Genomic DNA, 19,057 nt, shown 5'->3' with positions numbered 1-19,057 from the left:
CCCCCTGGCGACCCCGTCGCCCGGTGATTAAATTACCGCTTGCGGCGATTGATTTGCCGGGAGTCCGGGTTCTTAGGGTGGCGACGGCGGCCACCCTAAGACGTTCACCGGTACAGTGGCTATATGAAACACGGAACATCGGGTGAACGGAACTGTCTCGCGACTCACACAGATATGACCAAGAGACAGCTTCCGTGGAGGATTACTTCAGCATCGTAAACGCAGTCGTCACATGCTTCACACCGCTGACGCGGCTGGCAATATCTGCCGCAGCTTTGGCTTCTCTGTCAGTGACTAAACCTAACAGGAACACTTCGCCGTTCTCGGTAGTGACTTTCACATTCGTCGATTTTACCTGATCGCTTGCCAGCAACTGCGAGCGCACTTTGGTCGTTATCCAGGTATCGTTAGACGCCGTTCCCAGGCCAATTGGCGCCATGTTACGGATTTCGTTATACACCTCTGTGGTGCCATCAACGCCTAACGCAATCTGTTTGGCACGCGATGAGAGTTCGGAATTAGGCGACTGCCCAACCAACAGCACTTTGCCCTGATACGCACTCACGTTGATACGCGTTTCTTTCTTAATTTGCTCGTCTTTGCCAAGCGCGCTATTTACGCGCAATTCCAGCGTACCATCGTCAACCTGAGTACCGACTGAACGCGGATCTGTCGCCGTTTTAGTGGCGACTGCTGCGGTACCCACTACTGCGGCAGCAACACAACCTTGTAGAAGTAGCGCAGTAATAAGGACTGCAAGTGGCTTATATGCCTTCATCTGTACTCCTTAATCGTCCTGGTGAGGGAATAACGTATTATCAATCAGATCGCATAAGCAGTTTACCGTCAGCATATGCATTTCCTGAATGCGCGCGCTGCGGTGAGAAGGGATGCGAATTTCCACATCCTGTGGCCCTAATAGCCCGGCCAATTCCCCGCCATCGTAACCAGTTAGTGCAACAATCGTCATATCGCGCGTTACGGCGGCTTCTACCGCTTTGACGATATCACGACTGTTTCCGCGGGTCGAAATAGCGAGTAAAACATCACCGGTTTGACCGAGCGCACGTACTTGTTTGGCATACACTTCTTCGTGTAAACGATCATTTGCAATCGCGGTTAAGACCACATTATCAGCATTAAGTGCAATGGCAGGTAAACTCGGTCGCTCAGTTTCAAAGCGGTTGATCATACTGGCGGCAAAATGTTGGGCGTTGGCCGCAGACGTGCCGTTGCCACAGCAAAGGATTTTATTGCCGTTAAGCAGAGACTGAACCAGTGTCATTGCTGCACGGGAGATAGCATCTGGCAGAGCTTCCGCTGCGGCAATCTGGGTTTGAATACTTTCCGTGAAGCAGACTTTGATTCTTTCGAGCACGTTAGTTTACCTGGTTACTTTAAACATCTGCGGTGAACGCGTTGGTTAACCACTCTATTTCATTGCCGGTGAAGGCTAACACATCGAAACGGCAATCCACAGTATCAAAACTTCCTGATGTGCGGGCTAACCAATACGAAGCAGTGTGTAATAATTTTTGTTGCTTACGGCGAGTGATGCTTGCGGCTGCATCACCGAAGTGGTTTGAGCGGCGATATCGCACTTCTACGAAGACGATAACGCTGCCGTGTTTCATGATGAGGTCGATTTCGCCGCCGCGAGAATGGACGTTTGCGGCGATGAAACGCAGTCCATTGCGTTCAAGAAAGCGGCGCGCCTCTAATTCGTAGCGCGCGCCAGCTTGTTGACGGGTCAGGATGCCGGAACGATTTGACCTTGACTGAATTGCAGCCAATTTAACTTCCTGTTAATGACGCAATCCTGGGTTGCAGAAAGCGTGCCGGTATTGCCATTCACCTGATAGCCAGGGACCTGGCGGATTTGAGAGAAGTGATTTGCCAGTGACCACGCGTCCACGCCCATGGCGTAAAGACGTGCCAGTGAGTAATCGTTATTCACGCTACCAAGCGCTTGCTGCATCAGCGATGGGTTGTTGCCGGCAAGCATCGGGATTTCACTGAACTGCAAACCTTCCATTTCCAGACGGAAATCCGGGCCACTTACACCCTGAGAGCTACGCGAACTGGCATACAGTTGCGCTGGGCTGCGGCTGCCGGTACGCATGGCGATCATTGGTTTGATCAATGCGACTTCGTCAGACGTTGCAACGATGTAGGCTGCATCTACGCCACCGGATGTACCACCCGTAATTTGTGCATCTGTTGGTGGAGCAGGAATTGTCAGCCCACCAATGGTCACAGCTTCCGGTTGAGCGGCTGCGGCATTAACCGGAGTGCCGCTCAGCGCGATACCTGAACCGCTATTAATCCCTTGTTTTAGCTCAGCCGTTGAACCGAACTTCTGCTGTAGTACTGTGCCACCACCGAGTTTCAACCATTCATCGGCAAAAGCTTTAGTGACGCGATCGCCAAGGGCGCTACGCGGAACCAACAACAGCGGAGCACGATGGCCTTGCTGCCAGATATGATCGGCTGCATCACGCGCTTCGTCTTCTGGCGACAGGGCGAAATAGCAGATATTTGCACGGTTCTGCACGTTTTCTGGTTGGTTAAGCGCCAGGATATTCAACGGGGAAGTTGTTGTTGCTAACTGATCGACGTTGTTTTTAAGCAATGGGCCGACAACAATCGTTGCGCCATCTTGCTGGGCCTGAGCGAGTATCTGAGCCAGCGGTTGTGTGGTGGTGTCGTAGACTTTAACTTCCGCAGCCGGATTGGCTGGAGCCGCGGCAGCTGCAGCTGGCTGTGTTTGTGGAGCAGCTTGCGGAGCCGGAGCTACTGGGGTTGCGTCAGGCTGTTGAGTTAAATCATCAACCGATGCCGCCGCCGGGCTTGCTACCATATTTGGATCTGCGGGTTTCGGCAATGCGGCCTGAGTGGTGTCAACAGGCTGCCCGTTGGTATCAGCAACCTGCGCCGGAGTCGTAGTTTGCGCGACTGGTGCGGAGCCCATATTTTTCGCCGCTTCAAAACCTTGCTGGATAGTGCGACCAAATACAGCGGCCTGGCCACTTAATGGCAGCAACAGTGCGATTTTCTCAGTAGAGGCAGGTTTGTAATTCTGCATATTACTGAGCTGAGCTGGCAACGTTTTCGCACCTGGGTTTTGCGGGTAACGCGTTTGCCAGTCTTTAATACCGGCTTTCAGCATTTCGGGATCGTTACGGTTGTCGTTCCAGACGCGTTGCAGATCCAGCCAGCCTTGCAGCGTGTTTTCGTCGGCATTAATGACCAGCGAATTCATCTGCTCCGGTGTCATCTGAGACAGTGCCTGCCATGTACCGTCGATATTCTTCTGATGCGCAGGGCCAGTCAGCATTGGCTCTTGTGCAATATACGCGCGCAGCAGTTCAAGCGACGGGCGGTTCTGGCTTGCGTCGATAACTGCCTGGTAGTAGCGAGTTTGCTGGTTTTTATTGAGTGTAGAAAGCTCGATTTTGCTCAGGCGCGTGTTGGCGTCAGCAAAATCCTTCTGGGCAACTTTCACCTCGACTGCCAGTAACTTCTGCTCACGCACTTGTTCTTCATTCATCTCTTTTGGCAGTTGATTGTAGAGATCAACGGCTTGCTGAGTTTTGCCTTCTTTTAACAGCGCATGAATGGCGAGTAATTGCCAGGTGGTCTTGCTATCATCGCTACTTTGCTGCATTTGTTGCAGGTAATACGCTGAATCAGCAGTCGCCTCGCCCTGAATATGGGCAGCAGACTGGTCTGGTGCTTTAGTTGTACAGCCGGCGAATATTAGCGCGGCCAACATAACAGGCAGACAACGCCCGGCTTTAGAACGAATAAATTTAGACGGTACCATTCTGTATCCAGTGTAATTTTTATCTCAGTGTTCAATATTAAATCGGCAATACGGATGAAACAATGAAACAACTCGAAACGGCGGCTATTTCTGCCAGCACGCTCTACATCGTTCCGACACCCATCGGTAACCTCGGCGATATCACACAGCGGGCATTAGCCGTGTTGCAAAGCGTTGACCTGATTGCCGCCGAAGATACTCGCCATACCGGTTTGCTGCTGCAACATTTTGCGATTAATGCGCGGATGTTCGCATTGCATGATCATAACGAGCAACAAAAAGCAGAAACCCTGCTGGCAAAACTGCAAGAAGGGCAAAGCATCGCGCTTGTGTCTGATGCAGGAACGCCATTAATTAACGATCCTGGTTACCATCTGGTGCGTGCCTGCCGCGAAGCGGGTATTCGCGTGGTGCCGCTGCCAGGCCCGTGTGCCGCGATTGCTGCATTAAGTGCTGCTGGTTTGCCTTCTGACCGTTTCTGCTACGAAGGTTTTCTTACTGCAAAGTCCAAAGGCCGTCGTGATGCACTAAAAGCCATTGAGCAAGAACCCCGTACGCTCATCTTCTATGAGTCTACGCATCGCCTGCTCGATAGTTTAGACGATATATGCGCTGTGCTTGGTGAATCACGCTATGTGGTGCTGGCGCGAGAGCTGACGAAAACCTGGGAATCGATTCACGGCGCACCGATTGGTGAGCTGGCAGCCTGGGTTAAAGAAGACGAAAACCGCCGTAAAGGCGAGATGGTGTTGATTGTCGAAGGCTTCAAAGCCCCTGTCGATGACGCGCTGCCAGCCGATGCGCTGCGCACGCTGGCACTCCTGCAAACGGAACTGCCACTGAAAAAGGCTGCAGCACTGGCGGCTGAAATTCACGGCGTGAAGAAAAATGCGCTGTATAAATATGCTTTAGAAAACAGCGAGAAATAGCGTTTTCCGAGCATGCTCGCACTCTTTCATTACAGGTATCGCTATTGTTAGTGTGGTTTAAATAAGCGATGGTAGTTTGCTCATACTTTAGTCTGTTCAGGATGAGCAAATTATGCCGGTGTTGTATCAGGGAGATTCAAACATGATTCTTTACCCTATCAGCTATAGCCCTTCCGCTCTTGAGCGAGCATTTGATGTGTCTGGCACTACAGATATTCTTGGTATGCCTGCATTGATTGTGCTGCGAAAAGATAAAACGGCTGCGGCAATTGTTTATGCAGAACCCTCACAGGAAGAAAATGGTGAATTGCGCCATCTTGTTGCCGCTAAACTGGATTTGATTCCGCGTAAAAGCACGAACCAGAATGAATCTATTCTGGCGGTTAAGCGCTATTGGGAATCTAAAGCAGTTTTGCAGGTTGAGGGTGTTGTGGTTGATAGATCTGTGCAAGATACCCGAGTAGCGACAACGCTTTATGAGCATTTGATCGTTGAAAAGGGACTGATCCTGATGAGCGATCATGATCAATATATTGGCGGTCAGAATATCTGGAAACGCATCGCCAGGGTGTCTAAAAAAATTGATGTATTTATCCTTGATACGGAAAGCGGGCGTTTTTACCCTTATGACGGTGAACGCACCCGTTACGACTGTGAAAGTATTCCCGAGTCAGAAATCTGGAGTCTTGCTCCCGATGAATCCCGCCGAGGTATAGTGCTGGTGGCTGAACGAGCGGCTGAATGAATTTCCCAAGTCGGGTAATACGACGATTACCCGACTTGGAAAGAGGTTTGCTTAAATCTTCAATCTGCTTGGGCAGGATTGATCCTTAATTTTCAAGTTCTTGTGTGAAGCGTGTACTGTCGTACAGGCAATGAACGTTTTGATGCATCCATAAGAAGGAAGATGGAGTCTGACAACTCACCTTTTTTTCCTGCAATTTTGAAAATGCAGACTGTTTCCCTTCGCCTGCGACCAGAAATAAGATTTCGCGAGCCGCCATTATCTCTCGTAATCCTAATGTTATTCCACGCTCAACTGGCTGCTCTGAATCTTTAATCATTGCATGTTGGCGGGTATGTTCATCGAGCATGGTAATATGGCAAGCCGGTTCTAATGAATCACCTGGCTCATTGAGCCCCAAATGGCCATTTTTACCCAGCCCCAGTACACACAAATCAATCCCACCATTCTGGGTAATCAATTCGATAACGCGCTGACACTCCTTATCATCGACATTCTGTGAACGAAACGAGATGAACCGTTCGGGGGCGATATTTAGCGGCTGGATGATATGGGTTTGTAAGAATGTCTCGCAAGTGCCATCGGCATTGAGCGGGATATTGAGCCATTCATCCAACTTAACAAACGTAATCTGGCTGATATCAATATTGCGTTGCTTCACTTTACTGACAAACATTGAATAAGTGAGCAGCGGTGTACCGCCGGTCGCGAGGCAAATTGTCGCCTGCGGATTCTGTGTTATCGCTCTGATTAGGCACTCGCTTGCCTTTTCGCTGAGCGCTTGATAATCAGCGCAACGATGGAAAGCCATTGCGTCCATTTGATGCTCCCTCTGTCATTAGTGCCATTACGAGCGTGCGTCGCACGCTCTGTGAGGTTACAAAATTCCCGCAGCCGAAGCCGCAATAGAAAGAATAAATGTCACTCCAATCAGTAACACTGGGTGCGCTCTTTTCACGCGCAGAAAGTAGTACATCAGCAGGGTGTAGCCCATTGGCAAAATATTGGGGAATATTTTGTCGAAGAAATCCTGCTGCAAATGGACGCTATGAGTGGCATCGATAGCGAAAGCGGTCACTACGTTAATATGCACATAAGAGGCAATTAACCCGCCGATAACAGTAATCCCCAAAATGGTGGCGGAGTTGGCTATCATCTGCGAGTTTTCTCGCACTTTATCAATGGCTTTTACCCCCACCGAATAGCCGATGTGCGTCCAGCCGACACGCAGGAAAAAGATAGCCAGATAGACAATGAAAAATAGAATCGGGCCAAGAATGTTGCCCTGGCTGGCGAAAGAAGAGCAAATCCCCGCCATAATAGGGAGTAAGGTAAACCAGAAAACGGCGTCGCCAATCCCGGCAATAGGGCCAAAAAGTGCAACCTTCAACCCTTTAATGGTGCTACGGTTTTCCCCCTTTTCCTCCATCGAAATGAGTAACCCCATCAAAAAGCCAACGAAGTTTGGGTGGGTGTTGATAAATTCCAGGTTGTCCTTCATGGCGGCACTGAGGCCTTCTTTGTCATCCCGATAGATTTTTTTCAGCAACGGAAGCATGGCCCAGGTAAAACCGCCTGCCTGCATTCTTTCGTAGTTGAAACTCGCTTGTAGCAAAGAAGAGCGAAAACCTAAGCGGGTGATGTCTTTTTTAGTAATTTCAGATTCCATTGCTGTAATCCTCTTCTTCAGGAGTTTTCATTTCTTGTTGTAATTCAGATTGTTTTTTGGCTTTGGCGCTGAAGAATTCATAGATGGCAAAGCCTGCACCCAGTACCGCAACAGGGAGCAAATTGCTTACCTGGATGTAGCAAACAAACAGGAAACCGGCGATCAGGTAAGGGATGTATTTGGCTTTAAACATCACGCGCAACAGGAGACCAAAACCGACAGCCGGTAGTATTCCGCCAGCGACTTCGAAACCGTGGGTCAACCAGACGGGCATTGACTTAACCAGCGATTGCATCGCGCCCTGGGCAAGATAGGTACATAAAAAAGCAATCACGGCGTATGAGCTTGCGACAATCAATGTTGTCGTCCAGTTTAGACGTGAGAATGCAGCAGTATTACCGTCTCTGGCATGTTTATCCGCTTTCGACATAAAAAGTGAGAATGCGGAATAGAAAAATAGAATGACATACTGCATGAGTAGGCTGAATGGCAGGCCCAGGCCGATTGCAGTTTTGGCGTCAACACCGGTAGAAAATGCAATTACTGTCGTCATTAACCCCGCCATGATGGGGTTCGGAGGTTGCACACCGCCTGCAGGCGTGAGGCCCGCAAATGCCAGTTCAGTTAAACCGCCAGTAATCAGGCCAATATGGATATCACCAAGAATCGCGCCCGTTAAAGTACAGACGATTATTGGCCGGAATAAAAAAAGTGCTTCCAGCCAAAAATCTATCCCTAAGAAGAAAACTAAGGCTGCAAGCGATAGCCCTTGTATTAATGTTATTTCATGCATTTAAAATTCCTCGTCCAGATAAAAACCCTGTAAATAACGATGGTTAAAATCGTTTATTATCCGGGAATATTTTCTTTCTGATCTCCAGGCACATCCTGGATAAAAATATTGACGTGATTTTTCTGAATAAACTGGAGATCTGCCAGGTCTTGTTCATCGACGTAAACCTTGCTGCTGATCTGTTTTTTCCCTTCAGAAAAATGCATATTCCCAACGTTGACATCTTTGAGGAGGACGCCACCTTCAACCAACTTCCTAACGGTGGAGGGAGTACGGCAGATCAGAAATATTTTCTGATGTGGCGCAGCTTTGGAAATAATATTTATCGTCTTTTCAATGGTAAAGAAGCGGATGCCAAAGCCGTAAGTTTCCGCTGTCATTCCCATTAATTTTTGCTGGATATCATCGTTTGCGGTTTCATCATCAACGACGATAAGAAGGTTTGCACCAATGGTGGATGTCCAGGTGACACCTACCTGGCCATGTACCAGTCGATTATCAATGCGTGTTAATAAAATGTTTGGGTTACTCATAAGTTAAATTCCTGTCGTGATTATTCCATTAATGTTACGTAAGAATATTATTGAGTTATTGTTTTTTTCATAATTCATTGAATGAAAAAGATTTTTTCTCCCGGTAATAATTGTTTAATTAAAAACGGATTTAATTGTTTTCAAATTAAAATAATGGGCGGTTTTGTTCAATTAAAAAAATATATTATTTCGGATTTTCTGTGGCATATTTATGTGCAGAGCCACAAACATTAATTTTATTTCTGATAATAGTTTTCATCGCATCCATTCCCACGCGCATGTAATAGCGGGGATCGTTACCTTCCGGATTCTCGGCAAACCATTTTTTCACCGCGTCAGCAAAGGCGATTTTTAGTTCGGTTGCGACATTTACTTTGCACACACCCAGTTCGATGGCGCGTCTGACGTATTCGTCCGGCACATCGCTTGCGCCATGCAGAACCAGCGGAATATCCACAACTTCACGAATTTCAGCCAGGCGCTGGAAATCAATTTTTGGGCGCTTGGTATAAAGCCCGTGTGCCGTGCCGATGGCAACCGCGAGGCTATCGATACCGGTGAGTTCGACGAAACGGCGTGCTTCTTGTGGGTCGGTCAGGAAGGCGCTTTCTTCGTCGACATCCATATCGTCTTCCACACCGCCGAGGCGGCCTAGCTCTGCTTCCACGCTGCAATCATGGCGGTGGCAAAAATCAACCACTGATTTCACCAGATGCACATTTTCTGCAAGTGGGAAATGGCTGCCGTCGATCATAGCGCTACGCACCCCCGCATTTACTTTGTGGCTGATATCGGCGAGCGATTCATGGTGATCAAGATGCAGTGCCAGTGGCATGTCGTAGCTTTCAGAATAGGCTTCGCATAATGCATAAATCTCTTCAAAAGCGATATGTTTGAAGGTACCTGGGGTACCCGCAAGAATCACCGGTGACTGCATTTCTTTGCAGACTTCTAAAATTGCCTGAATAGTTTCTGCGTTGTGAATATTGAATGCGGGAACGGCATAACCCCGAGCTTGTGCATCCTGCAGAAGATATTTAGTGGAAATAATACTCATGTTGTTATCCTCTCAGCCTTTCCACGGATGAATAATCACACCCTGCACAACACGGTTTACCGTGCCGCTGGCAGAAGGCGAATCAGGGGTAATACCGGCTTTGATTGATTCCGTGAGCGCGAAAATCTGCGCATACATCAGGAAACAAAAAGCCTGCTCGACGTCGATGAAATCGCGGGAAGGTGATAGCCAGATGTGTGGCCCTTTTTCCACTTCCGCGCAAGGTGAGGAGCAGATAGCGACTATGCGAAGAGCTTGTTGGTCACGGTGCAACTCAGCCAGCAAATCAAGGTCATACTGGCGTGTGTATGGATGGCTTGAAACCATGACCACAACTAACGTTTCTTTGTTTACCAGTGATTTAGGGCCATGGCGGAACCCGGTAGGGGAGTCATAAAATGCCGCCAGTTTTCCAGCCGTGAGTTCCATAACTTTCAGTGCGGATTCACGCGCTACACCTTGCAAACCGCCACTGCCGAGGTAGACAACCCGGCGGAAAGGCAAATCACCAAACACGCTTTCGCTGAGATTACCCTGTGAAGTAATGATTTCTTCACAGCGGTCAGCCACATCCTGGAAAGTGGTACTGTTGATAACATCCGGTGCAAACACGGCCAGGCAGCTTGCCATCATGGTGGTGATACTGCTGGTCATGGCGAAGCCACGGTCGTGAGTTTCTGCGGGCATTAATAACGCTAGTGCATTGCTACCTGTCTGAGCGTTTTGATACAGGCTTCCGGCTTCATTGCAGGTGATGACCAGGTGGTAGCAGTCACTGACGACCTGGTTAACTAAATCCACTGCAGCCACGCTTTCCGGGCTATTGCCGGAACGAGCAAACGAAACCAGCAATGTGGGCTGAGCTGGCGTTAAATAGTCCAGCGGATTGGTGACGAGATCGGTAGTAGGGACTGCAACAAAGTTTTTCCCGGTGTGGCGTGATAACCACGGCGTAATAATCTCGCCAATAAATGCGGAGGTTCCTGCACCCGTCAGGATAATTTTCAGTGAGGTGTTTTGCAGCAAAGGCTCAAGAAATGCGTTGATGTTGCTACGTAACGTATCGATATTTTTTAGCGATCGGATCCAGCTTTCTGGCTGTTGACGGATCTCTTTTTCAGTCCAGGTTGTTGTGCCGGAAAGACAGGCAGATTGGGTTTCGCTCATAACTCAGTCCTTAGCAGTGCAAGATCATGGGAAGTAGCACAAAACAGAAAAGGACAATCTTTCGTTTTGTTTCATTTACTCAATTTAATGCTTGAATAAAATTTATATAAAAGAAAACGAAAGGTCAATGCAAGAAAAACAATAAAACGAAAAATGTGATCTAGTGAACGGTTGGTTTAATGCAACCTGTTGATTTATATGTATTAACATAAAAGAGGGTAGTGCTGATAAATTAAAAAAGAAAGGAAAAGAAAGGTCTGTCGATCAGGTGACGGCAGATAAAAGAGAGGTGTAATGAAAGAACTACAAAGGAGACGGTAGGCTGTAAATCCAGATGCTGTGCAGCAAAAGCTGTGAGCTCAGTGCAAGCAGATTGGCACTTTTGCCCACGGCGAGTGAACCTCGGTTGCTATCTAACCCCAGTAATTTTGCGGGGTGTAGTGAAGCCATGTGAACAGCGGCTTCACTCAAGGGCGGCAGACTTGCAACCGTGTTCTCATATTCCTTCCTCTACCGCCTCAGCTTCGCGGTGGCGCCCCATTTCATCCACCAGGCTGGTTAATCCGCGATGACCACACTCTAGTGCTTGCAGACGAAACTCTTGGCTGGATAAGCCTTCGCGCTCTAGCGCCATTTCCAGCAGGAGTTGCAGATTGATACCAGTAATCACTTCACGCCCAGGTTTTTGTAATGCCAGGGTTGAAGCCACGCGGAACGGTGTACCGCCAAGCAAATCGGTTAAAAACACCAGCCCATCGCTTTCATCTAATGCGCCAATGGCGTCTTCAAACTGTGATGTGAGTATTGCAGTTGATGAGGTTTCAGGGAAATCGATAGCAATAAACTGCTCTTGTTCGCCAAGAATCTGCTTCATCGCCTTTTCCAGCCCGGAGGCAAAGCCACCGTGGCCACTAAGAATAATGCTTAACATATTGTTTTCTCTCTTTTACAAGTCATCACTTATAGGAGGGGAGCAAACTTTCCGACAATGCCCAACACAACCGTAAAATCAATAAGACGTATAGCACTCAAGCTGCCGCGAACCAGCGCGGACATGCACAAATTATAAACCAATGGTAAGAAGGGGGGCATTAGCTGGTCGACATTGAACACCAACCTGGCCGTGGCTCAGTCGCTCATCAATGCGGCTTAATACAATGTTTGGCATGTTGTTTCCCCTCTTATTATGTTGGGTTTAGTTCGCTGGCTGTGCGCTCTGGCAGGCGCAATGGTACTGGTGCAACACGTCCTGGATATGGTCGATAATCAGCTCATGCGGTGTGGCTGAAATTTTTCCTTCACGGACCCTGGCGTACTGAAGAGGCAGATACTGACTGATCAATGGCAAAGGAATAAATTCACCTGCCAAATTAGTGACAAGATCTGAATACGCCTCATCAATGTCATGATCCGGCCAGTAATAGCGAATGCGATCCGAGTAGCTGTAACCGCGCGCCAGTCGGCGGTCGCTGTCATTGCCGTGATAATGGTGTTTCCAGTATTCAGGGTGTTCAAGCATCACGCTTTCAAGAACATCTCGAAGCCCGGAGCATTTATGTGCCGGGCGTAATTCGCGCTCGATAGCGGCTAATGAAAACAGTGCTTCACGCAGTGCAAAGGTCAGCGCTGGTCCGACTTTCAGAATCGCAAAGTGGTTTTGTACCAGTTGCTGCAATGCCTGTGGCGTCTGGTAATCGGTGGAATGCGCTTCAAACACCATGGTGTCGAAAGCTTCAATCATCTGGCTTAAGAAAAGTGATTTCTCAGGTTGGTAGTCAATAACCTGCGTGTGGTCGAATTCCACACCTGGCTGGACAACCAGCCCGATAATGCGTGGCCACAAGTCACTCAAACCTTGTAATTCAAACGCATGGCGATGGGCTTCGAGCGTTGTTTTTGCAGCCTGTGGTGTAGTGACAGCGAGTTCTGCCAGCGTTTCGTGCGCGCCACCAGGGACTGGAACTTCAGTGCCGATAACGTATACCAAATCGGAAGCACCAAATTTCTCAATACAGGTTTGTTCTGCAATCTTTGCCAGCCGGGCGGCACGCATGGCAACAATGGTATCAGTCAACGGAACCGGGTCATCTGCGCAAGACATGCTGCAATCCAGGTGGATCTTTTTGAAACCTGCCGCGACATAGCAACGGATGAGCTCGTCCGCGTTACGCATGGCTTCTTCTGCGGGCAGAGCCTGCCAACGGTTCGGACCCAGGTGATCGCCCCCCAGAATGAGTTGCTCCCGTGGGAAGTGGTATTTATCTGCCATTTGTTCGACAAAACCACGGAAGTCTTCCGGTGTCATTCCGGTATAGCCGCCGTGTTGATCGACCTGATTGGACGTTGCTTCTATTAATAAGAGAGATTTTTCGTCCCGGCTATGGCGCATCGCCGCTTCGAGAACTAACGGGTGAGCAGAACAAACGGCAAAAATGCCACATCGTGAATCCTGTTTATGGTCGGCCACAAACGCGGTTAAATGTTTCACTTTCCTCTCCGTATGGGTTGGCTATCTGTTTGTCTTTCGATTTGTTTCATTTAATAGTGGTGTATCGTGCGATAAAAACAAAACGAAAGATAATGGAATTGAGATCTGTTTCGCAAAAGAAACATAATGAAAGGCTATTTGACACAATGGCAGTGAATGCAGCACGCGATGTAAAGGCTTGCTTTCCGTGAAAAGAAAGGTGTTAATAGACGAAGTGAAATGAAACGAAAGGTTTTATGAAAGGATCATGTATGAATAATACCGACGCAGCAACGGACAAGCGTGTAACAGGTACAAGTGAAAGGCGTGAGCAGATCATTCAGCGTCTTCGTCAACAAGGAAGCGTGCAGGTTAATGATCTATCATCATTTTTTGGTGTCTCGACGGTGACGATCCGTAACGATCTGGCTTTTCTGGAAAAGCAGGGCGTTGCGGTGCGAGCTTATGGCGGGGCGCTAGTTTGCGATTCGGGAACTGCTGCGGTTGAACCGACCGTTGAGGATAAAAGCTCTCTGAATACTTCGCTCAAGCGCAGCATTGCGCTTGCAGCGGCGGATCTCATCAAACCAGGCCATCGCGTCATTCTTGACTCAGGTACCACCACTTATGAGATTGCGCGTTATATGCGCCACCATAAGGAAGTGATTGCGATGACCAACGGCATGAACGTGGCGAATGCGCTGCTTGAAGCTGAAGGGGTGGAGTTACTGATGACCGGTGGGCACCTGCGCCGCCAGTCGTTGTCATTTTATGGCGATCAGGCCGATCAATCTTTGCAAAACTACCACTTCGACATGCTGTTTCTGGGCGTTGATGCCATCGATCTTGAGCGCGGTGTTAGTACCCATAACGAAGATGAAGCGCGTCTAAACCGCCGGATGTGTGAAGTGGCCGAGCGTATTATCGTGGTCACGGACTCCAGTAAATTTAATCGCTCCAGCCTGCATAAAATCATTGATACCCAACGCATTCATATGGTTATCACGGATGCAGGTATTCCTGAAGAGAGCCTGAATGGTCTGCGTAAAGGCGGCATTGAAGTGGTATTGGTTGGGGAATAAAAGCTAATCGGGTTAGGGGGCGATGAGCATGGGAATGGAAACTAACTGATTTTATTAACAATTTCTCCAGTTATTCAGGCTGCATACTAATGCAGCTCTGAATATTGTTAATATACGGCATATGATGAAAAATCGTTAATAACCGCCGGCACCGCACTTCGATTTATACCTCTTATTTGTATCTAATTATCCATGTCTTCACATAATTCAAAGCCATCTTCAATCAATTGACTGAGGCTATTTTTCTCATGCATTGTTACAAGGAGATTTTTAGTTGCGCGGGTGAAACCGACATACAATCTGCGAACATGATCGGTGAGATCTTCATCTTTACCAGTCATATGGCTGGAACCCACCATTGCTACAGCTTTAAATTCAAGTCCTTTGCTGCTCTGAATCGTGACAATGCAAATGACATCGCTTACTGGATTGTAATTTTTCTTGCTGTTTGAGTCCCTGAGATGTGCATGAGGAATATCATTTTCCTTAAGTACTCTTTCAAAATAATCCCCATCCTGATGGGTTGTGCAAATAATGGCAATATCGTTCCATGATTTAAGTTTTTCTTTTTGGGATTTGATCCATTGAACAACATATTTTCCTTCCTCTATTTGAGATGAAAAAATCTGAAGCTCAGGTGGCTCACCTGTGGTACCTGCGGTTTCTGGATCTATAAAACAATGTTCGCCTTCATTTTTGCTTTTTAAGTGGGCACCAGCAAAGTTATAGGCGAAGGATAATATCTCTCTGGTGTTGCGATAGTTTATACGAAGGATTTGTGTTCTTCCTTTCGCCTGAATCCCTACACTTGCCAGCGAAAAATCAAGCGTGCCACTTTTCTGATAAATAGTTTGAGCATCATCATAAAGGAAGAGTAAATGCCCATTTTCTGCATCTGTCATTTTCGATAACAGGGATAACCATTCAGGCTTGAAGTCATGGCCTTCATCAATGAGAATGGCACCATATTGCTGAGTTGGAATACCACCACGGTCAACCTCTGCAATTACATCTTCGACATGCTGCTCATAGGCTTTTCTGCTTGGGTCCGATTTTAAATTAGCTTTCGAGAATTGGTTTTTGCACCAGCCATGAAAATGCACTATTTCAACTCGGTTACCTAATCCGGCTGCAGTAATCCTTCCCCTCAGACTAGCTGCCAATGTGACATTGAAGCAGACGACTAAAATAGGCGTCGTTAATTCTTCAGCAAGATATAAACAACGATAAAGTAATATTACTGTTTTACCCGATCCTGCAACACCATGAATAATTCGATGTCCATTCCCCATGCTTCTGGCTAAGTCTTCTTGATGGATAGACATCACTTTCGTCATTTCCGCAACCTGAACGGGTACTTGAGGAAAGAGCTGAATCTTCAAGTAAATCCATTTGGGAGTGGTTAAGTCGCACTTCAGGATAAATATGCCAACGCATACGATCAACTTGCTCTGTTGATAAACTATCCTTAAGTGAATATGGCAGATTATTCCAAAGTTTTGTTGCTAATAATGCAGGGTCATTAATTTCATCACTGCAAATAATCATGTGAGGAGGCAATACATTATTTTGCTCCTCAATTGTTAAAGCCGCATCCAGTTGCTTACGGGTTATAAAGCTGAAAAACACGGCATAACCATAAGGGAATAGTGGCTTTCCTGCGTATTTCCCTTCCTGGAAAACAAGCTGATTATCTGAGGCAAGTGTATTAATAGCTGTATAAGCGTATTGCCTGACTTGTTCTAAGGGATTGCCATAGGACTCTAAACGTTCATTACGTAAATACTTTACCGTTAGCTTGTCTATCTCTTTGATATTGTCAATTTTCCAGTCCTTCACCTCCAAAAAGAACATCCCCCTGTCGGGATTGAGCACAATAAAATCTGGATAGCGCTTCTGCGTTTTACTGCCTACCCATACGTCATACCAACAGAGACAATTATCGGAAAGAGTGGACTCCAGTTTCCTGCCGAGTCTTTTTTCTCCAGATGTTATTTTTCCTGAGCAACTACTTAGAGAGGGAATTAACTTGGCCATACTATTCCTTTGGGTTGTAACATCCTGAAAGTAAATCATTATAAGCAAATGTGGAGTTCTTTCAGAAGAAAAAAGGAATATCAGGAGGTAGATCATAAAAACAACATATGGAAGTAACGATATATTAATTTTAGGTTTTCTTGTGGGGATCCATCGGCGTTTCTCCACTCCAGATCTTCACCACAAATTAAACAAATGTGCCAGCGGTTAGATCGCCATTTCTTCCACCACCCTGGCGGTAGAAATGGCGGTAGAAATAGTTTTAATTGTTAACGTAGTGGATGGCATTTTTACCTAAGCCTGCGACAACTTATATCCCCGCAGTCGACTCACGCTCAGCGCAATAGCTAACACCGTCGCAACCACCGCCATCCACAAGCTGAAATGCACGGCGCTGTTTTGCGCATAAATCGACATCATCACACCGACAAACGCGGCGCCCAGGCACTGCCCGAAGGTGCGCATGATTGCCAGAACACCGGATGCATATCCGCTGTTTTCCCGCGAGGCATTGGACAACATTTCTTTGTTGTTTGGACTTTGAAAACAGCCAAAACCTATCCCGCAAATCAAACTGCGCAAACAGATATCCCACGCTTGAGCGTGTTCCGGAAGCATAGCCAGCAATGTCAGGCCAATGGCGAAGATACACAGCCCTGCTGTTGAGATTATTGCGGCTGAATATCGGTCTGCAAGGCGTCCGGCATGAGGTGCCGCCAGAATAATCCCGATGGGCCATGGCGTGAAAAGCAGTGCTGAAACCAGTGCGCTGTAACCGTAAACGCTCTGAAACAGAAACGGCAGGGCAATGAACGTGATGCCCTGGCTGACAAAGGAGGCCAGCGAAGTGAGTGCTGCCAAGGAGAACCGTGAAGAGGCAAAGATATTGAGCGGAAGCAATGGCTTAGTCACGCGCTGCTGAACCCAGATAAATGCAAGGCCGGTGAGAATCGCGATGCTCGCGAAAATCACCGCAGTGGTCAGGTCGCCGTTGCCGGGATGGGTAAATGCATCTGCGGCCATAATCAATGCGCCTAACGCAACTGCCGAAAGTAAGGCTCCGGCATAATCGAATGGTTCGCGTTTTAACGCCGGGTTATTGGGAATAACACGCAGCGTGAGTAATAAAGCGATAATGCCCAGCGGAATATTAATCGCAAACAACCATTGCCAGCTCAACGTGGAAAGAATCGTGCCTCCCAGAATCGGCGCGATGGCAGTGCTAGTGCCAATCAGCAGAGCATTGAGGCCAAGTATTCGCCCCAACAGGCGATTGGGAAAAACTGAGCGCAGTATCGCCGGGCCAATACTTAATGTTGCCGCACCACCAATACCCTGCAAAACCCGCATGATAACTAACATATCCAGTGAGGATGAGAGCGCACATCCCACAGAGGCCAACGTGAAAAGGCCAAGACCGAAGGCGAAAATCGAGCGAAATCCGATGCGGCTGGACAGGGCGGCAAATATCGCCAGTGTCATCGCCGCTGATAATAAATATCCGTTGGAAACCCAGACTGTGGCACCCAATGAAGCATCGAGTGAGCGGGCGATTTGCGGCAAGGCAATGTTGATCATCGAGCCGTCAAACACGGCCATGGTCGTCATGGTCATGACGGCGGCCATCGCTAAGCCGCGCTCACGGCCAGGCAAACCTTCATCGCCTGGCTGGTCGGAAAATAGTGCCATTTTTTAATTCTCTCGCTTGGGTGTGCCAGAAATATAGCTGCACTGGAGATAAGGCGGAAGGCGCAGCATTTGCATTAATAACCTGCACCAAACGCCTTCTCTCATTTCAACGCGCGCGCTACTATTGAGTTTATGACTGAACCCGATCTGAACTTACTTATTGCTCTTGATGTGCTTCTGGCCGAAGGAAGTGTGGCAGGGGCTGCGCGTCGTCTGGGGTTAAGTGCCTCGGCAATGAGCCGAACACTAAGCCGCCTGCGCGACACCACTGGCGATCCGCTACTGGTGCGGGCTGGGCGTAATATGGTGCTGACTCCTTATGCGGAAGAAATCCGCGAGCGCACGCAAAATGCCGTCTTTGAAGCCCGAGCGATACTGCGCCCGTCATCGGATGCTTTTAATCTTGCAACACTTGAGCGCAGTTTTACCCTGCGTACTAACGCCGGATTTATTGAGATATTCGGTGCTGCGTTGATTGCTGCGGTAGCCGCCGTTGCGCCGTTGGTCCAACTGCGCTTTATGCCCAAACCAGAGAAAACAGCAAAGTATCTGCGTGAAGGTTTAATTGATCTTGAGATCGGTGTACCTGGAGAGATGGGACCAGAAATACGATTAACGGCGCTTTATCGGGATAAGTTTGTCGGCGTGGTACGAAAAGGCCACTCGCTTGAGCAAGAGGATGATATTACTGCTGCGAAGTATGCCGATTTGGGGCATGTGGTGGTTTCCCGTCATGAACGAGGAACTGGACCGGTTGATGTGCTGCTGACAGAGATGAATTTACAACGCAAAATTGCGGCAATGGTGCCGGGGTTTCCCGCGGCGATTGCGGTGGCTCAGGCATCGGATTTAGTGGCGTTGGTGCCAGCTACATTCCTGCTGAACCAGCCGGGGTTGAATGGCAATTCAGGGGAGGCGAGGCTTTATGTTTTTGAGCTGCCGGTGAAAACCAATGAGATTACGGTGTCTTTAATGTGGCATCCGCGCTCGGAAGCAGACCCGGCACATCGCTGGCTACGGCAGTTAGTGTTGAAGGTTTGCCGCGAGAAAGTGCCAGGGTGAG

The 19,057-nt window shown here is 48.2% G+C and carries 20 protein-coding genes and 1 pseudogene; 4 read left to right on the top strand and 17 right to left on the bottom strand.

All coding sequences use genetic code 11. The features are described 5' to 3' along the window. Positions 1-202: 202 nt before the first annotated feature. From dolP to LVQ79_RS15580, 4 genes are read right to left on the bottom strand one after another with little or no spacing between them, the layout of a single operon-like run. A complete protein-coding gene (gene dolP / locus LVQ79_RS15595) occupies positions 203-778 on the bottom strand; it encodes a division/outer membrane stress-associated lipid-binding lipoprotein (protein WP_151994010.1) in 576 nt (191 codons plus the stop codon). Positions 779-787: 9 nt separating this feature from the next. After that, positions 788-1,378, bottom strand: a complete 591-nt coding sequence (gene diaA, locus LVQ79_RS15590) for a DnaA initiator-associating protein DiaA (protein ID WP_034461282.1) — start codon at positions 1,376-1,378, stop codon at positions 788-790. 19 nt (positions 1,379-1,397) lie between these two features. Then, positions 1,398-1,793: a YraN family protein gene (locus LVQ79_RS15585; RefSeq protein WP_064515874.1), complete on the bottom strand. Its 396-nt coding sequence runs from the start codon at positions 1,791-1,793 to the stop codon at positions 1,398-1,400. After that, positions 1,751-3,826, bottom strand: coding sequence for a penicillin-binding protein activator (locus tag LVQ79_RS15580; protein WP_232865642.1), 2,076 nt, complete (start codon positions 3,824-3,826; stop codon positions 1,751-1,753). Before LVQ79_RS15580 ends, LVQ79_RS15585 begins: the two co-directional genes overlap by 43 nt. Positions 3,827-3,888: 62 nt before the next feature. On the opposite strand from LVQ79_RS15580, the gene rsmI reads away from it, so the two are divergent. Both rsmI and LVQ79_RS15570 read left to right on the top strand, forming a co-directional pair. Further along, positions 3,889-4,755, top strand: a complete 867-nt coding sequence (rsmI, locus tag LVQ79_RS15575) for a 16S rRNA (cytidine(1402)-2'-O)-methyltransferase (RefSeq protein WP_232865641.1) — start codon at positions 3,889-3,891, stop codon at positions 4,753-4,755. 142 nt (positions 4,756-4,897) lie between these two features. After that, positions 4,898-5,500, top strand: a complete 603-nt coding sequence (locus tag LVQ79_RS15570) for a hypothetical protein (RefSeq protein ID WP_232865640.1) — start codon at positions 4,898-4,900, stop codon at positions 5,498-5,500. A gap of 85 nt (positions 5,501-5,585) precedes the next feature. On the opposite strand, the gene LVQ79_RS15565 is transcribed toward LVQ79_RS15570, so the two are convergent. The 10 genes and pseudogenes from LVQ79_RS15565 to kbaZ form a co-directional block, all read right to left on the bottom strand. Continuing rightward, entirely contained in the window at positions 5,586-6,320 is a 735-nt protein-coding gene (locus LVQ79_RS15565) for a galactosamine-6-phosphate isomerase (RefSeq protein ID WP_232865639.1), read from the bottom strand. A 57-nt stretch (positions 6,321-6,377) separates the two neighbouring features. Further along, the gene (gene agaD / locus LVQ79_RS15560; protein ID WP_064540490.1) at positions 6,378-7,169 is read right to left on the bottom strand and encodes a PTS galactosamine transporter subunit IID; all 792 of its coding nucleotides are present in this window, start codon (positions 7,167-7,169) and stop codon (positions 6,378-6,380) included. After that, on the bottom strand, positions 7,159-7,962 hold the full coding sequence (gene agaC / locus LVQ79_RS15555; RefSeq protein ID WP_232865638.1) for a PTS galactosamine transporter subunit IIC: 804 nt from the start codon (positions 7,960-7,962) through the stop codon (positions 7,159-7,161). Before agaC ends, agaD begins: the two co-directional genes overlap by 11 nt. 56 nt (positions 7,963-8,018) lie before the next feature. Beyond that, positions 8,019-8,495 (bottom strand): PTS galactosamine transporter subunit IIB, encoded by a 477-nt coding sequence (agaB, locus tag LVQ79_RS15550; protein WP_232865637.1) that lies wholly within the window; start codon positions 8,493-8,495, stop codon positions 8,019-8,021. Positions 8,496-8,679: 184 nt separating this feature from the next. Continuing rightward, on the bottom strand, positions 8,680-9,552 hold the full coding sequence (gene kbaY, locus LVQ79_RS15545; RefSeq protein WP_232865636.1) for a tagatose-bisphosphate aldolase subunit KbaY: 873 nt from the start codon (positions 9,550-9,552) through the stop codon (positions 8,680-8,682). A 12-nt stretch (positions 9,553-9,564) separates the two neighbouring features. Beyond that, positions 9,565-10,719: an SIS domain-containing protein gene (locus LVQ79_RS15540; RefSeq protein ID WP_232865635.1), complete on the bottom strand. Its 1,155-nt coding sequence runs from the start codon at positions 10,717-10,719 to the stop codon at positions 9,565-9,567. Positions 10,720-11,022: 303 nt separating this feature from the next. Next, on the bottom strand, positions 11,023-11,190 hold the full coding sequence (locus tag LVQ79_RS15535) for an amidohydrolase family protein (protein WP_370639860.1): 168 nt from the start codon (positions 11,188-11,190) through the stop codon (positions 11,023-11,025). A 25-nt stretch (positions 11,191-11,215) separates the two neighbouring features. Next, positions 11,216-11,650 carry a PTS galactosamine/N-acetylgalactosamine transporter subunit IIA gene (gene agaF / locus LVQ79_RS15530; RefSeq protein ID WP_232865634.1) on the bottom strand — a complete coding sequence of 145 codons (435 nt, stop codon included), beginning with the start codon at positions 11,648-11,650 and terminating at the stop codon, positions 11,216-11,218. A 174-nt stretch (positions 11,651-11,824) separates the two neighbouring features. After that, positions 11,825-11,887, bottom strand: a pseudogene (locus LVQ79_RS15525) (PTS N-acetylgalactosamine transporter subunit IIB); the annotation flags it as partial. A gap of 27 nt (positions 11,888-11,914) precedes the next feature. After that, positions 11,915-13,207, bottom strand: coding sequence for a tagatose-bisphosphate aldolase subunit KbaZ (gene kbaZ, locus LVQ79_RS15520; protein ID WP_232865633.1), 1,293 nt, complete (start codon positions 13,205-13,207; stop codon positions 11,915-11,917). Between the two features lie 251 nt (positions 13,208-13,458). On the opposite strand from kbaZ, the gene LVQ79_RS15515 reads away from it, so the two are divergent. After that, complete coding sequence (locus tag LVQ79_RS15515) at positions 13,459-14,268, top strand: DeoR family transcriptional regulator (protein WP_232865632.1); 810 nt, start codon at positions 13,459-13,461, stop codon at positions 14,266-14,268. A gap of 182 nt (positions 14,269-14,450) precedes the next feature. Here LVQ79_RS15515 and LVQ79_RS15510 read toward each other — a convergent pair whose 3' ends face one another. The 3 genes from LVQ79_RS15510 to LVQ79_RS15500 all read right to left on the bottom strand — a co-directional run bounded on the left by LVQ79_RS15510 (position 14,451) and on the right by LVQ79_RS15500 (position 17,994). Next, positions 14,451-15,605: a DEAD/DEAH box helicase gene (locus LVQ79_RS15510; protein ID WP_232865631.1), complete on the bottom strand. Its 1,155-nt coding sequence runs from the start codon at positions 15,603-15,605 to the stop codon at positions 14,451-14,453. Continuing rightward, a complete protein-coding gene (locus tag LVQ79_RS15505) occupies positions 15,514-16,305 on the bottom strand; it encodes a nuclease-related domain-containing protein (protein WP_232865630.1) in 792 nt (263 codons plus the stop codon). The genes LVQ79_RS15510 and LVQ79_RS15505 overlap by 92 nt, the downstream gene beginning before the upstream one ends. Before the next feature lie 294 nt (positions 16,306-16,599). Continuing rightward, positions 16,600-17,994 carry an MFS transporter gene (locus tag LVQ79_RS15500; RefSeq protein ID WP_232865629.1) on the bottom strand — a complete coding sequence of 465 codons (1,395 nt, stop codon included), beginning with the start codon at positions 17,992-17,994 and terminating at the stop codon, positions 16,600-16,602. A 132-nt stretch (positions 17,995-18,126) separates the two neighbouring features. Between LVQ79_RS15500 and LVQ79_RS15495 the strand changes: the two genes are divergently transcribed. Continuing rightward, positions 18,127-19,056 carry a LysR family transcriptional regulator gene (locus LVQ79_RS15495; protein ID WP_232865628.1) on the top strand — a complete coding sequence of 310 codons (930 nt, stop codon included), beginning with the start codon at positions 18,127-18,129 and terminating at the stop codon, positions 19,054-19,056. The last annotated feature ends 1 nt before the right edge of the window (position 19,057 follow it).

Origin of the sequence: Buttiauxella cochleicola (assembly GCF_021282405.1) — a bacterium.
Lineage (GTDB): Bacteria > Pseudomonadota > Gammaproteobacteria > Enterobacterales > Enterobacteriaceae > Buttiauxella > Buttiauxella massiliensis.
This window is presented reverse-complemented; position numbering and strand designations above follow the sequence as displayed.